This is a genomic window from Pseudomonas sp. PDM09 (assembly GCF_014852305.1).
Lineage (GTDB): Bacteria > Pseudomonadota > Gammaproteobacteria > Pseudomonadales > Pseudomonadaceae > Aquipseudomonas.
Genome location: NZ_JACVBI010000002.1, coordinates 476,194 through 490,743, shown reverse-complemented (window position 1 = coordinate 490,743; position 14,550 = coordinate 476,194). Strand labels below are relative to the sequence as shown.

At 57.5% G+C, this 14,550-nt stretch carries 16 protein-coding genes; 3 read left to right on the top strand and 13 right to left on the bottom strand.

The annotated features are described in order from the left end of the window. Window positions 1-12 precede the first annotated feature (12 nt). On the top strand, window positions 13-1,371 hold the full coding sequence (gene chrA / locus IB250_RS06945) for a chromate efflux transporter (protein ID WP_192343537.1): 1,359 nt from the start codon (window positions 13-15) through the stop codon (window positions 1,369-1,371). Window positions 1,372-1,385: 14 nt separating this feature from the next. On the opposite strand, the gene IB250_RS06940 is transcribed toward chrA, so the two are convergent. From IB250_RS06940 to IB250_RS06920, 5 genes are all read right to left on the bottom strand, one after another. Continuing rightward, window positions 1,386-1,784, bottom strand: coding sequence for a DUF5329 domain-containing protein (locus IB250_RS06940; RefSeq protein WP_192343536.1), 399 nt, complete (start codon window positions 1,782-1,784; stop codon window positions 1,386-1,388). Between the two features lie 69 nt (window positions 1,785-1,853). Then, window positions 1,854-2,090: a hypothetical protein gene (locus tag IB250_RS29020; RefSeq protein ID WP_371317129.1), complete on the bottom strand. Its 237-nt coding sequence runs from the start codon at window positions 2,088-2,090 to the stop codon at window positions 1,854-1,856. A 128-nt stretch (window positions 2,091-2,218) separates the two neighbouring features. Beyond that, window positions 2,219-2,455, bottom strand: coding sequence for a hypothetical protein (locus IB250_RS06930; RefSeq protein WP_008006271.1), 237 nt, complete (start codon window positions 2,453-2,455; stop codon window positions 2,219-2,221). Between the two features lie 61 nt (window positions 2,456-2,516). Further along, a complete protein-coding gene (locus tag IB250_RS06925; protein WP_192343534.1) occupies window positions 2,517-3,305 on the bottom strand; it encodes a DeoR/GlpR family DNA-binding transcription regulator in 789 nt (262 codons plus the stop codon). 192 nt (window positions 3,306-3,497) lie between these two features. Then, on the bottom strand, window positions 3,498-4,391 hold the full coding sequence (locus tag IB250_RS06920; protein ID WP_192343533.1) for a LysR family transcriptional regulator: 894 nt from the start codon (window positions 4,389-4,391) through the stop codon (window positions 3,498-3,500). Window positions 4,392-4,476: 85 nt separating this feature from the next. On the opposite strand from IB250_RS06920, the gene IB250_RS06915 reads away from it, so the two are divergent. Then, window positions 4,477-5,313, top strand: a complete 837-nt coding sequence (locus IB250_RS06915) for an NAD(P)H-dependent oxidoreductase (protein WP_192343532.1) — start codon at window positions 4,477-4,479, stop codon at window positions 5,311-5,313. Between the two features lie 796 nt (window positions 5,314-6,109). On the opposite strand, the gene IB250_RS06910 is transcribed toward IB250_RS06915, so the two are convergent. The 3 genes from IB250_RS06910 to IB250_RS06900 all read right to left on the bottom strand — a co-directional run bounded on the left by IB250_RS06910 (window position 6,110) and on the right by IB250_RS06900 (window position 8,276). Further along, window positions 6,110-7,438 carry an alkaline phosphatase D family protein gene (locus IB250_RS06910; protein WP_192343531.1) on the bottom strand — a complete coding sequence of 443 codons (1,329 nt, stop codon included), beginning with the start codon at window positions 7,436-7,438 and terminating at the stop codon, window positions 6,110-6,112. Between the two features lie 154 nt (window positions 7,439-7,592). Further along, on the bottom strand, window positions 7,593-8,015 hold the full coding sequence (locus tag IB250_RS06905) for an HD domain-containing protein (RefSeq protein WP_192343530.1): 423 nt from the start codon (window positions 8,013-8,015) through the stop codon (window positions 7,593-7,595). 15 nt (window positions 8,016-8,030) lie between these two features. Then, on the bottom strand, window positions 8,031-8,276 hold the full coding sequence (locus tag IB250_RS06900) for a hypothetical protein (RefSeq protein ID WP_192343529.1): 246 nt from the start codon (window positions 8,274-8,276) through the stop codon (window positions 8,031-8,033). Window positions 8,277-8,866: 590 nt separating this feature from the next. On the opposite strand from IB250_RS06900, the gene IB250_RS06895 reads away from it, so the two are divergent. Next, window positions 8,867-9,160 carry a fructose-bisphosphate aldolase gene (locus tag IB250_RS06895; protein WP_123495364.1) on the top strand — a complete coding sequence of 98 codons (294 nt, stop codon included), beginning with the start codon at window positions 8,867-8,869 and terminating at the stop codon, window positions 9,158-9,160. A 46-nt stretch (window positions 9,161-9,206) separates the two neighbouring features. On the opposite strand, the gene IB250_RS06890 is transcribed toward IB250_RS06895, so the two are convergent. The 5 genes from IB250_RS06890 to IB250_RS06870 all read right to left on the bottom strand — a co-directional run bounded on the left by IB250_RS06890 (window position 9,207) and on the right by IB250_RS06870 (window position 14,491). Further along, window positions 9,207-9,629 carry a hypothetical protein gene (locus tag IB250_RS06890; RefSeq protein WP_225603329.1) on the bottom strand — a complete coding sequence of 141 codons (423 nt, stop codon included), beginning with the start codon at window positions 9,627-9,629 and terminating at the stop codon, window positions 9,207-9,209. After that, window positions 9,607-10,761, bottom strand: coding sequence for a polymorphic toxin type 44 domain-containing protein (locus IB250_RS06885; protein ID WP_192343528.1), 1,155 nt, complete (start codon window positions 10,759-10,761; stop codon window positions 9,607-9,609). The genes IB250_RS06890 and IB250_RS06885 overlap by 23 nt, the downstream gene beginning before the upstream one ends. A 230-nt stretch (window positions 10,762-10,991) precedes the next feature. Next, window positions 10,992-12,752: an isocyanide synthase family protein gene (locus IB250_RS06880; protein ID WP_192343527.1), complete on the bottom strand. Its 1,761-nt coding sequence runs from the start codon at window positions 12,750-12,752 to the stop codon at window positions 10,992-10,994. 27 nt (window positions 12,753-12,779) lie between these two features. After that, window positions 12,780-13,496 (bottom strand): HAD family hydrolase, encoded by a 717-nt coding sequence (locus IB250_RS06875; RefSeq protein ID WP_192343526.1) that lies wholly within the window; start codon window positions 13,494-13,496, stop codon window positions 12,780-12,782. After that, a complete protein-coding gene (locus IB250_RS06870) occupies window positions 13,496-14,491 on the bottom strand; it encodes an isocyanide synthase family protein (protein WP_192343525.1) in 996 nt (331 codons plus the stop codon). The genes IB250_RS06875 and IB250_RS06870 overlap by 1 nt, the downstream gene beginning before the upstream one ends. Between the last annotated feature and the right edge of the window lie 59 nt (window positions 14,492-14,550).

The following is a 14,550-nucleotide window of genomic DNA, read 5'->3' as shown; positions in this document are numbered from 1 at the left end:
AGGAATCGTGATTTGAATAAAGCCCCCTCTTCCACCGTAGAACAGGACCTGTCGAAGCCTGAGGCCATCAGCCTGCGGGAAGCATTCCTGTTCTGGCTGAAACTCGGCTTTATCAGTTTCGGCGGGCCGGCCGGACAGATCTCGATCATGCACCAGGAGTTGGTGGAGCGCCGACGCTGGATCTCGGAACGGCGCTTTCTGCATGCCCTCAACTACTGCATGTTGTTGCCTGGGCCTGAGGCTCAGCAGTTGGCGACCTACATCGGCTGGCTGATGCACCGCACGTGGGGCGGCCTGATTGCCGGCGTGCTGTTTGTGCTGCCTTCGCTGTTCATCCTGATCGCGTTGTCCTGGGTGTACATCGCCTTTGGCGAAGTGCCAGTGGTGGCCGGGCTTTTTTATGGGATCAAGCCTGCCGTGACCGCCATTGTGGTGCAGGCGGCCCACCGGATCGGCTCGCGGGCCCTGAAGAACAACTGGCTGTGGGGCATCGCCGCGGCTTCATTCACGGCCATCTTCGTGTTCAATGTGCCCTTCCCGTTGATTGTGCTGGGCGCCGCCATCATCGGTTATGTCGGCGGACGTCTGGCACCTGAAAGGTTCCAGACCGGGGGCCACGGTGCTGCGAAAAAATCCTTCGGCCCAGCCTTGATCGATGACGATACCCCGCCTCCCGAACATGCCCGTTTCAACCATTTTAAATTGCTGCGTCTGGTGCTGGTGGGGGCGGCGTTGTGGGTATTGCCGATGGGCATTCTCACCGCACTGTTCGGCTGGGAAGGCACCCTGACCCAGATGGCCTGGTTCTTTACCAAAGCGGCATTGCTGACATTCGGCGGCGCGTACGCCGTGTTGCCTTATGTGTATCAGGGCGCGGTCGGCCATTATGGCTGGCTGACACCCACGCAGATGATCGACGGTCTGGCACTCGGCGAAACCACCCCCGGGCCGCTGATCATGGTGGTGGCCTTCGTCGGTTTCGTCGGCGCCTATGTTCAGCAGGTGTTCGGCCCCGATCATGTGTTCCTGGCCGGCGCCCTCGCCGCCACGCTGGTGACCTGGTTCACCTTTCTGCCATCGTTCCTGTTCATCCTCGCCGGCGGTCCGCTGGTGGAGTCGACGCACAACGAACTCAGGCTCACCGCACCGCTGACCGCGATTACCGCGGCGGTGGTCGGCGTGATCCTTAATCTGGCGTGTTTTTTCGGCTACCACGTGCTCTGGCCCAACGGCTTCAGCGGCCAACTCGACTGGCCTTCGGCGCTGATCGCCATTGCGGCGGCCATCGCCTTGTTCCGCTTCAAGCGGGGTGTGATCGAAGTACTGATGGGGTGCGGGCTGATCGGGTTGGTGGTTCATCTGCTGCGCTAGCCCATCAAACGTGATCATTGAAGTTGTCGCTGCCTCTGTAGCTCAGTCTTCAGCCAAAGACTGGCCGGTTGTACCCCTGCCGGACAGCGCACTTCATAGGCGAGACCACTCACACTGCTTTGGGTGGCCGCCAGGTCGATGAAATCTTCTGCGCTATTGATCTCGTCCCTCTCTTCGAGATACTCAAGCTTCTTTTCCAGATGCGCCCGGGCCTGAGCGCCTGGGTATTCGCTCCCGTTGCGCACAAACCGGCACTCACTGTGCTCGACAAAGTCCAGCAAGCTGTTTATTTCCTGAGTGGCTTGAGGTGGGGTTTGCGCCTGTGCATTGAGCACCACTGCGGTCAGGCCGATACCCGCCGCGATCAACCAGTGGCTGACATGCCGAGTGAAACGTCCAGGCAGAACTCCCATGGTGACACCTCGCATGACTGACGGCAGATCAGAGCGGTGGTGCCCGCTCTGAAGGCTTGCGAGCAAGTATCAATCGTCGTCGCGGTCGTCGCGGTCCCGGTCACGGTAACGACGGCGATCATCACGCCGGTCGTAATCCCGGTCATACCCTCGATCATCACGTTGGTCATAGCCTCGGTCATGGTCGCGACGGTATTCACGGCGGTGATCCCGATCGTACCTGTCATCATCTTCCCAGTGAGGAAAGCAGCCTCCCAACAAGAGAGTAGCTGCAATGGCCAGGGTCATTATCGCGGTGCGCTTCATTTGAACATCCTAAAAGCAAAGGTCAGAGCTGCGGGGATGAGTTGACGCTATCCACGAATTCAATCGAAGTGCGTGCAAACCGCAGATACGACCTTCCAGATGCTCAATGATTCAGTTATCGCCAGGCCTTACAGCGTTCTTTGGCTGTTACCGATGGTTTTGGCTTTTTCGATGGCCCACTCCATCGCCGCTTCCATGTCCAGCAGATGCGGCGACGGGTGGTTGTCCTCAACGATGGCCGAACCGTCCGGCCAATAGACACCCATGAACATCTTCAGCGAGCCGTCTCTCAATATCTCGGCTTTAACCTCGATGCTGCATCCGTTCGATAGCGTTTCCGAGTGGATCATATGGCGCTCAGTCATGGCTGCATTCCTCCCGTCGTTGCTATCAGCGTAACCCATGCAGCACTGAGCGCGATGACGCTCAAGCGTCTATCTGCACCACCTCGATCCCCAGCTTTTGATAATCCTCGACATTGCCCGAGGCCACGTGACGTTCGGTGATCAGGGTATGCACGCGGTTGCAAGGCGCAACAACGAAAGGCTCCACCGCCCCCAGCTTGTCCGCGGTGGTGACGGCAATCACATGGGAAGCGCTGGCGAGCATCGCCTGCTTCACCGGCACCTCATCGAAATGCAGTGAGCTGATGCCGACTTCCGGATGAATGGCGCAGACCCCGGTGAACAGCAGATCGGCCTTGATGCCTTCGATCAACCGCAGGGTTTCATGGCCGCCGGAAGACATCGTCGCGGGATTGAGCTGACCACCGGCAACAATCACCGTGATGCCTTTGTATTCGGCCAGTGTGATCGCGATCATCGGCGACGCGGTAATGGCCGTGATGGAAATGTCAGCGGGCAGCGAGCGCGCGATCTGCAGCGTGGTGCTGCCGGAATCGAAAATCACAATCTGGCCGTTTTTGACCCGGCGTGCAGCGAGTTGGGCCAGACGGGTTTTCACCTCATCGGTTTCGCCAACCCGGGTGAAGTAATCCTTGCCCGTATCCTTGGGCCGCGGCAGCGCTCCGCCGTGCACCCGCTGCACCAGCCCGGCGCTAGCCAGCTCCGACAGATCCCGGCGGATGGTGTCTTCGGACACCGTGAAATGCTGGCTCAGCTCGGAGGCCATGACCTTACCGTCGCGTTCGAGGATCAAAAGGATTTTCTGACGGCGCAACTGCGGGAGTTCGGTGATGGAATGCTCAGCCTGCATGGTTATGCCTGTTTTTGCGTGTTTATGCGAGATTAGCCAAACAGCGGAATGAACACAACCGGCATGGCAGCGCAGAACCTGTGGGAGCGGGCTTGCCCGCGAAGGCGGTATGTCAGACGACATCAATGCTGGATGTGCAACCGCCATCGCGGGCAAGCCCGCTCCCACAGGATTGTGGTCAACTGATGCCCCTCACAACGCTTTCACAATGAACTCCCTCAACCATTGATGCGCAGGGTCGCGATGAACACGCTCGGGCCAGAGCATCGACATCTCGTAACCTGGGACATCAAGCGGTGGCTCGACCACTTCCAACGCCCCCACATCGCGAACCAGCCGCGACGGCAGCATCGCCACCATATCGGTACTCTCCACCACCGACCGCACAAACAGGAAATGCGGGACTGAAAGCACCACCCGGCGCGTCATGCCCGCCGCCGAAAGCGCTTGGTCGGTGACACCCTGAAACGCCCCACCATCCCGTGACACGATCACGTGGTCGAGTTCACAAAATTGCGCCAGTGTCGGCCGTTTTTTCAACTGCGGATGGCCGGCACGCCCTACCAAAACATATCGTTCGGTAAACAACGCTCGACGCCGCAAGCCGGGGGGAGCGTCCTCGCTGGTGTGGAAAGCCAGATCGATTGCTCCCTGCTCCGCTTGCCTGGCGATCTGAGACGGAACCAGATCAAACACCGCCATACGCGTCCCCGGTGCTGCCGAACGCAGCCCGGCTAACGCAGGTAAAACGATAGTCGTCTCACCGTAGTCGGACGCCATGACATTCCACGTCTGCCGGGCCTCAGCCGGATTGAAAGGACTGGCGGGCGACACGGCGCGCTCCAGGGCTTCCAGGGCCTGACGCAACGGCTCGCGCAACTCATCGGCCCTGGCCGTGGGCCGCATGCCCCGTGGTCCTGGCAATAACAGTGGATCACCGAAAATGTCCCTCAATTTGGCAAGATGAACACTCACCGACGGTTGAGACAAACTCAGGCGTTGCGCCGCACGGGTCACGTTGTGTTCCGAGAGCAAGACATCAAGGGTCAGCAACAGATTGATGTCCAGGCGTCGCAGATTATTCATGGTAATACCTGGCATATTGGTTATTCATTTCCAATATACCGGGTAACGTCCGATTCTGCTGACTCCTGACACCGGAGACTCAGCCATGAAAGTTCTACTCGTTTATGCCCATCCCGAACCAAAATCATTGAACGGCTCGCTCAAAGACTTTGCCGTCAAACGCCTGGAAGCTAACGACCACCAGGTGCAAGTCTCCGATCTATACGCGATGGACTGGAAAGCCTCGCTGGATGCCGATGACAGTCCCGGCCGGCCAGCCGAATCGCGGTTCAATCCTTCGCTGGACTCCAAACTTGCCTTCGAAGAAGGCCGGCAAAGCCAGGACATCGTCCTCGAACAGGAAAAACTGCTCTGGGCCGATGCCGTCATTCTGCAGTTTCCACTGTGGTGGTTTTCGATGCCGGCGATCCTCAAAGGCTGGGTGGAACGCGTCTATGCCTATGGTTTTGCCTATGGCGTAGGAGAGCATTCCGATGCGCGCTGGGGTAACCGCTATGGAGAAGGCACGCTGGCGGGCAAACGGGCGATGCTGATCGTCACTGCGGGTGGATGGGAGTCTCATTACAGCCCTCGGGGCATCAATGGGCCCATCGATGATGTGTTATTCCCGATTCAGCATGGCGTGCTGTTTTACCCCGGTTTCGACGTGCTGCCACCGTTCGTGATCTATCGCACCAGCCGAATGGACGAAGCGAAATTTTCGACGACCTGCGACGTGCTCGGTCAACGGCTTGATGACCTCGGGAGGACCGCACCGATTCCTTTCCGGCCACAGAATGCAGGCGCGTATGACATCCCGCAGCTGACATTGCGTGCGGAGATTGCGTCGGATCAGACTGGGTTTTCGGCTCACGTCAGACAGGCAGAGCGTGATGAATCAGATGTGCGGGCGCCAACCGCAAAAGCGAGTGCCGTGAGTTAAATCGTAATGTGATCTGTAGCAGCTGCCGAAGCTTGCGTCCGGCTTGTAGCAGCTGACGGCTCGCGAGGCTGCGTTCGGCTTGTAGCAGCTGCCGAGCTCGCGAGGCTGCGTTCGGCTTGTAGCAGCTGCCGAGCTCGCGAGGCTGCGTTCGGCTTGTAGCAGCTGCCGAGCTCGCGAGGCTGCGTTCGGCTGCGAAGCAGTCGTAAACCCTGAATGCACAGTGTGCCTGACGGACCGCAGTGCCTGATTTTACGACTGCTACGCAGCCGAACGCAGCCTTCGGCAGCTGCTACGAAGAACGCGTCGTGGCTGAAATGGTTTAACCAACTCGCAAATACGAAAAAGCCCGCACAAGGCGGGCTTTGGAAATCGATGTAGGTGGCCAGCGCTGGTCTCTGGCTTACAAGGTTTATCGGGCCTCTCACAGAACAGGATTTTTAACTTTAGGCTGTTCTGCCTCACACGGCATAAGGGCTGGATCTCAGCGCGGAGATCTTTCTAACCGTGTACCCTTGGGAGCGCGCCCCACGCCTCCTCGCTATCCCTTTGCGCATCAGTCTGCGTCTTCACCTACAGCTTCAGAATAGCAAATCGATCGAAGCCTGGGTCGGGCTTTTTAGACCGATTCTTTTCTAAGGGAATGAGAGGTAAATGGAAAGATACTAACGCTGCGCCCCTATGGCTCGAACCAGGACGAACGCCACAGCGCAGGAGCTGCCGAAGGCTGCGATCTATTGATCTGAGGCCCGAAAAACCCATAGGAATCCCCTCACCACAATGGAACTCTCCTTTCCCTTCAGGGATGGAATTTCCCACTCGGCCCCGCACCCGTTTTTGTTGTGCGAAAAATCTTATAGCCCACCGTCTGCCTGGCTGACGTCATATCGACATCGATCACCATGACATTCGAGTGATTACCGTAAAAGGAATCCGGATCGATACACGACAGCGTGGAAATTCCATTAGGCAGGGTGTGCGAGTGGTTCATGTTGTAGATCTGCTCGGGCCTTATGTTTGGGGTGTACTGGTTTATCGGGCTGGACATCAACTCATTGATCACCGTGCTTTTCTCACCGCGCGAAACCGCAAGCGTGGCGTGATAAGAGGTGTGCATGTCGCCCGTCAGGAAGGTCAGGCGTGACACGTTTTTTTCGAGGACATGCTCAAGGATGCGGCTTCGCTGTTCTTCGAAAGCAGGATCCGACCATTTGTCACCTTCAGAGTTTTTCACCACTCCCACGAATGGCACGCTGGTGACAACGAACTTCAGGTCATCACGGTAACGCGACAGCCAGCGCAACAGGTCGTCTTCCTGGACCTCATCAAGCAAACACTTTTGCGCCGTGCTGCGGTAATAACGGGTGTCCATGACAAAGAACTTCACCGCGCCGTAGTTGAACTCGTAGTGGTAATGATGCTCGGCATGACGACTCGAAGGATTGTGCGAATGCTGAAACTCCCAATACGCCTTGATGGCGGCGTTCGCCAGCGCTTGCGTGGACGAACCGGTGGCCGTGTCGAAGTTGTTGATCAGTTCATGGTCGTCAAGAATCATGTAATGCGACAACTCTGTCAGCGTCCGGCGCGCGGGCACACAGTCCTCCCAGGCATCCAGATACTTGTCACGAAAGAACTGCACATCGATGGAGGGCTGGCGCGGGATGTCCGAGTAAATCTGGTCGCCGCAATGAATCATGAAGCGTGCGTCGTTGTTTTTGGCCACCCGAGAAATCTCGACCCAGGCGCGGTCAGGCCTCTCCAGTATCCCGAGCGAATGCAAATTGCAGGAGCCGAGCACGAAAGAGAATGATCCGGTCAGTTCTACCGCGGGAAAGGTGCGAAAGCGCCCTTCGGTATAGGCATCACGAACTCGCTCATCGGCTGCCGCACCGCGGGTCTTGCCGAAGGCCACCTTCACGGTATAAGGCGTATCGGGATTGAGCTTTTTCCACTCCAGAACGCCCGTGTAAAACTCCATTGGCTGGGCATCGAGCACCTTGGTGGGGCCTGTCGCGTTGTTGTCGCAATCCACGACATCAACAAAGGCCACCGGCCAACGCTCGCTGGCGCGTACCCAGACTTTAATCGACGTATCGGTGGTATGACCGAGAATGAGCCGCGCCATCTGATTTCCTCCTGAAACCTGAGCAGCAGTTCAGTCGATAAATCAGCATCGCGCCACTAAGACATCAAACCCGCCGCGTAAGAACAAAGCCCTGATGATTTGAGGCTTTGTCGTTTCTGGCTGGAACACCCTCCGCAAATCTTGCCAACAATCGCTAAGACCGCAACGCCCCGATCGCCCGCCGATACTTCTCAACGCGCTCCAGATCCTCCCAGGACGGCTGGGCAATCCGCGACAAGTCGCTGTTCTCTTCCAGATCCGCCAGTTTCACCACCCGCCCGATCGGGTTCTGCGCCGCGCGCTCGATAAACTCTTCGTACGACTCATCCGGCACCTTGGTCACCGACGCAATCGCCATCAGCACCGTTTCGCTGAAGCCTTCGTTACGCAGATCGTCAAAGCTGATGCCGCAATCCTCGACCACGTCATGCAGCACCGCGACGATGCGCTCTTCCAGAGTGTTCACCCGCAGCATGACTTTCAGCGGATGCAGGATGTAAGGGGCACCGCCCTTGTCCACCTGCCCCTCATGTGCCGCCGCGGCGATGGCAATGGCGCGTTCCAGTGTTTGGGTCATGGGATTCTCCTCGGGTTAAACGCCGTAACGGCCGCTGAAATGAATGTTGCGTTTGAACCAGCCTGCAATCACTTGCCACCGCCCCACAGGCTTGGCGTTCTCAGACACCGCCCCGCCCTGCTCGCAATGACCGCCACCGATGGACTGTTCGAAACAAAAAGGCTTGTCCGGGCGGGCGGGAAAGGTCGATGTGAAAGAGTAAATGTCCTGGGTTTGGTGCTGTGGCGTGGGGGCGTTGTTGCGGCTGCCGATTTCGATCATGGGCGCGTTCCATCCTTGAATTCCCGTTGGCGTTCAGTCTACGACGGTGGTGATGCTGAACGGAAGCAAGCGTCACTCACCGCCGAAAATCCCGCGCCTGAACGTTCGATGAAGGCACGGCGAGGATTTTGAAGTCCGAAAATCTCGTAGGAAATAACCGATTGTGGCGAGGGAGCTTGCTCCCGCTGGACTGCGAAGCAGCCCCAAACCCTGCTAGCCCATTTCCTCAGACAAACCGTAACGCCCGGTTTTACTGCGTTACGACATAGAACGGGGAAGAGCCACCTCGCCAAAATGACAATCTTGGCGTCCTACAGCCCGATTGCGGCTACCGAAATCGCTGCCTAGAGTGGGTCTGTCGCTGACCGCAGTTGGCGATAGGGTTTCGCAGCCCTTAAGATTGACACCTTGTTCCGTCAGGCACGGCCGACTCCCGGCTGCGTATCGTTTTATGGCGGTTGTGCGTGGGAGACCTTCGGGTCTGCCGGGTCCTGGTGTTAATCCTCCGGTCTGCGAACCCGCGCATAGCTGCCACCCATTTTGTTTCGCAGCAGAACGGTGGCAATTCTACTTTTATTAGGATTAACACCATGACGACTCAAAAGCCGCTCCGCCACTACAGCCCCATGTCCCACTTCGCCACCGACCACCCCGTCCTCCTCATCGACGCCGACGCCCCACTACGCGAACTCCACAACTGCCTCAGCGAACGCCTCAACGCCGTCCTCAAATACCTCAACCTCATGGCCTGCACCAGCCTGCCGGACTACGCCGAGCACGACATCAACACCGTCACCAACATCGCCCGGATCATGGTCCAGGATGTGAGCGATGTGTTTCGGGTGATTGAGCAGCGGGGGTTTGATGCGCCCAAGGGACAGTAACTATATTTGAGCCATAAAAAACCCGCGTCATTGCGGGTTTTTCAGCTTATGGTTTTGCTACATCACCCTTGCACTGATCCAAGCGGTCTTCATCTGTCCCGACTCCTTTCTCAGTGTCGATGTTCCCGTTCAAATCGAGATAGATGTCAGTGTTCGGCCATTTTGGCGTGATGTTCACACAATGATGGCGACCCTTGTCGCCCCACCAATCCAACTGCATGAAAAAGTCTTCGCCTGGAAATATAAAGCCGTTATCCGACGTACCACCTCCAGGCTGCATCCGTCCTTTGTATATCCGATGTTGCACGTTCCAGATGTACTTGAGCTCTTCCTTACCGTTCTCGGCGTAGTGAACGGTCACTGTCGGCTCAAGAATGGTCTGTCCTACAAAGAACAATACTGGAAGCAACGGAATGCACAACAACCATGCATATCCATATCGTCCTTTACTCGCATACGTGATCGTCAATCCCCTCTCCCCAGTTCTCTGGTGCTACTGCTAATACTTCGTCCATGATCATCTTTGCTGTTATCCCACCATTAGGGTATTCGTTGGCCAGCTTCACGCCGATACTGATCGATACCCTATCAGCAACGTCGTCCCATGATCGCAATTCCGTCCATGGACTGGCTGTTGCGTATGGGCCGGGCAGTTTCCAATTCTCTCGGGGCTTTTTTATCCATTCTTCGCCCTTCCTCAGGGTGTCCGAGGCGATTTGCTCAGCCCCGGCGCCATCCAACAACACGCTTTCAGACAGTCCGCCGATGATTCCGACATATCCATAATGGATGTTCGACCAGATATCGTAGAAGTACATGTACTTCCCCTGCTTGTGCCAGAAGGTGCCAAATAGCGCTTTCAGTTTGGGCTTGTGGTCCCACTCCTGATTCTGCTCAACTTTCTTAGTCCAGATCGCCGCCGCTGCAACTTTCTGCGCCTTGGCGATGCTGCCGTAATTTGGTGGTCCGCCCAGGCGAGCAAGCAATGGCAATTCCGCAAACTGTTTTGCCGCCACGTCGGAGTCATAATCAATGAGCCTTTTCATCTCCAACACAGCCGGGTCGTGAATGTTGCGATTCATCTCACCAGCGATGTAGCTGGCCAGCTCTTCCATTTGGTCGGGATGATTACAAACAACAGGCTCCGGTTTCCCGGCCTCCTGTTTCCTGGTTGCAGCATTCGGATCCACAAGCGCATTGGCAGCAGTGGCCTTCTCTGTCAGCCTCGGATCAGCCAACAGAGTGGCCATGCGTTCATCATCAACCGTGCCATCGGGGCGGATTGCTCCCAGCACAGCGAAGTTGATGATTGACGCACCGGGAGCAGCCCCCATAACAAACCCGCCGCCAACATCGCTTGACCCGGTGATGATCGTTCCGCCGTGACTGGTAGGGCTACCCAAGTGAGCCATGGGACGCCCGTTCACTTGAATGGAGGGAAAACCAGTGGTGATGACAGCCCCACAACCACAGGTATCGCCTACACGAGCTGAACCCATGAAGTTGATATTCGTGTCAGCGCTGGCGGAGGCAATAGGGGTAGTACCGTGACCTGGTATAGGGCAGACGTGTTTGTCGCCCAATCGTGCAGAAGAGATCATTCAGCTTTCCTTGTTCATCCTTGGGAAATCCCGGCCTGAGGCTGGGGCAGAATGACGTTACTGAGGAAGCTGATCGCTGGCTGTAGGATGCGTCCTGAAATCTTTGCTTCATTTTCCCGCTCTGTGTCATTGCTGGGCGGGAAGGATGGAACGATTCGCAACTTCATCGCACTGTAATGGCAAAAGGTCTAGAAGAAGGCCCTGTCTCCAGGGCCTCCAGACAACAACGATCAGTAAACCTGCACCCGCCACAACTCCCGCGACGAAGAACCCACCGACATCGGCAACCGGCCATGCAGCGTCCGATAGTTGTCGATCAACACCAGATCACCCTCGCTCCATTGATGGGCAATCAGGCACTCCGGGTCATAAACCAGCGAGTTGACCTGTTCGAGCAGCGCCTGTTGAGCTTCCTCATCATGGTCCTGCACAGCCTGGCTCAGGGTCTGCAATGTCGAGTCGGTGCCCTCTTGGTAACGCAGGATCAGTTCGCCGCTGCGGGGGTGATGATCCACCAGGCTGTACATGCGCGGGGAGCCACCGAAGTAGGTCATTTTGGTGTAGTAGGTGATGTTCACGTCCTGCCATTGTCGGGCGACTTGCTGGCCGACTTTGCGCAGTACGTTTCGGCTGTCGACGATGGTGGTCTGGCCTTCGCCCGGCTGCGGCGCGGTCTTGCAATACAGCATGAATTTGCTGGCGCAGAATTTCGGGTTGCGCTGAACCTGTGCATCGCTGTCGGGCAGCATGTTCAGGTCCCAGTGCAACGGTGTTTTCTCCAGCGAGTGCACCACGCCTTGGGGTTTGTCCGCAGGCTTGACCACGTGCACGGCGCCGAAGGCCCATTCGTACAGCGTGCCAAAGCGTTCGCAGCTGCGAGCAAAACTGTCCTGGTCATCGAAGCGGCAGCCCTTGAGGCAGACGAAACCGAAGGTTTCCACCAGTACCTCGAGCAGGCCCGTGGACAGTCGTTCGAAACCCAGCCCCAACGGGTCTCGCACCACCAGGCCAAACAGCGGCAGTTTTTGCAGTTCGTATTCGAAACCTTGGGCCTGCGGGTTTTCTGTTTGGTGGTAGAGCCATGGCCTCCCCTGAAAGGTGACCAGCACATGATGATCGAGATCGACCTGGGCGCGGGCGCGAAGGGTTTGGCTGCCATCGAGGTTGCACACCGGTACGGCGTGCCAGGGGCTGTCGACACGGGTCAGCCCTTCGGCCAGGCCGAAGGTGAATTTGGGTCCGGCATTGCTGTATTGATGGACCGACAAGCGAATGTCATCGCCGAAGAAACGATCCACTGCCGCATTTAATGCCTGCCCTCGATACATCATTTGGTAGGCTTTGAAGTTGATTTGCTGCAGGTACTCGTCCTCGCTCTGCCCGTCTTCACGGCACAGACGCAGGTCGTTGTAGAGGTGACTGCAGAGGTGGTCATGGGCCTGGCTGAGGGATTCATCGTGCCGGCTCTGCTCGATCAGATCCCCAAGGTTTTTCCAGGGCAGACGGGCCTGCTTGATCAGGCTGGCGCGAACCGACTCGGCACTTTGGGCCTGAGGGAACAGGTCTTCCATGCTGACCCACTGAATCGTATGGGTGGTGCACAGGTCACGCAAAGCCCGGTTGTAGGTCTCGCGAACGTCGTCGGCCACCCCGACGATGTCGTTGAAGGTCGTTCCGTCACTGAGGATCGACACCACACAACCCGGTGCGTGCAGCGCGGCGATGGCTTGGCCGAGTTGGTCGAGGCGCTCGATGGCGATGACCTCGCCGCAGTCCGGCAGCACGCCGAAAGTCTGGTCAGTGGCGTTTGGCGACTTGCAGGGAAAACCTGGCAGTACCAGACGCACCGGCAGGCCCTGATCGAAGCAGTGCCCCAAACGTAACGCGAGATGCGCTCTGCCTTGTGTGTCGAAACAATCATCCGTGCCTTTGAGCAGATAACCCGCGAGCAAATCGCTGACGGCAGCGATCCAGGCGTCTCTATGTTCCATAGAACAACTTCCTTGAGAGTGTGTGTATCAGTAGGATTTAACGGTGTCGCCATGCTCGGTGAATGCATGCGCTGTACCACAGACTTGCTGCAGAATGCGCAGCAATCCGGCCGGCTGTTCGCAGCAGAAGTTCGGGGCCAGGGCCTGCAAGTCGGGTGTCAGGCCATAGCCCCAGGTGACCGCCGCCGAGTACATGCCTGCAGCACGGGCGGTCTTCAGATCGATCTCGGTGTCACCGACGAACAAGCAGTGTTGCGGATCAACCGACAACCGTCGGGCGGCTTCCCATGCCACCTCCGGCTGAGGTTTGAGCGCCCTGCCCGTGCGGTGCCCCAGAATCGCCCCGAAGGCATTCTGTGGAAGCAGCGCATCGGCTACTTGCAGGGCCATTTCCTCGGTCTTGTTGGTGACGATAGCCAACGGCACTTGTAACTGGCGACAGCCTTCGAGCAAGGCAAGCACACCGCTGAACGGCCGGGAAAATTGAACCAGGTTGTTTTGGTAGAGCGTCACATAGCGCTGGTGCATCGCGGCCCCATCGGCAATGCCAAACCCCGTGGCGACCTGCTCGATCATCGCTGTGACCCCACCGCCGATATAACCCCGCACCGTCTCCGCTGTCTGCGCCGGGCAACCGTGTTCGAGCAACACCTGGTTCAGGCACCAGGTGATGTCAGGCAAGGTGTCGACCAGGGTCCCATCCAAATCGAAGAGTACGGCTTCGACCCACAACCGAGACGCCATCATTGAGCACTGGCGTAGTGACAAGGACGCCCCTTGCGGAACACCAAGCGGTGGTAGCGTTCATCGACATTGCTGCGTTTTTCGAGGGTGACCACACCCCGTCGCTTGATCGCCACCGAATGCCAGGGCGTACGCCACAGGTCACTGGTTGGCACCAACCGGATACCGATCTTCGTCGACACCGCCAGTTGCGGGTGAATCGACAGGCGCAGGCAATGCGGGTAGCGCGCCTGTAACAGCGCACTCCAGGCTTCACTGCGCTGGATCACCCGCTGCGAGGCAGGCTTGGCGATTTTCTTCACCGCATTAAGGCTCATGCCGGCGAATACCTTGAGCCCCGAGTAATCCTCGGACAGGAAGCGATGGATACCGCAGTACATCAACATCATGTGCGGCTCATCCTTGAAACGCTGCTGCAACAAGACCAAGGACTGGCCGTGCTCGATCATCATCTCCTCACGCATGGCGTCCAGACAATCAAGCGGAGGATAGGCATCCCGCAGATCGAAATGGGCGAACGTGCCGGGATAGTGCTGTTCGGCGTAGTCCTGGATAGCGTCGGTGTAGGCTTTGACGTCCGCATCGGGAACATGCACCAGGTCAGAGAACACATAGCCATCGGAGCAGATATGAATCAGCGCCCCCGGTGCGTAGATCTGCTGGATCTCATTGCACAGGCGATGTAACTCGTCGATGGCATGATGTTCGGCAAGATCGGGCAGATGGCTGAGGGTTTTCTTGCGGCAGGGCGACTTGCCGGGAAAGGCCGGCAGGACCATTTCGACCTTGCGACCGCTCTCGACTGCTTGCATGACCCTGGTCAGATGGGGTTCCAGCACCTGCAACGAAAGCTCGTGATCCTGCCCCGGGGCAAGGCTACGACGTCGAAACAGGCATTCGAGAATTTGCTGGGCAATGTTCATGTGCGCGTTGTTCTGACGCTCGTGCACCAGCTGACCGCACACCTGTTGAGCAACGGTGTTTGAACCCTGCATAGACAATCCCTTGTGTGGTGAATAACGGCCATTTTTTGGCCGTCAGCAGATATTCCTTA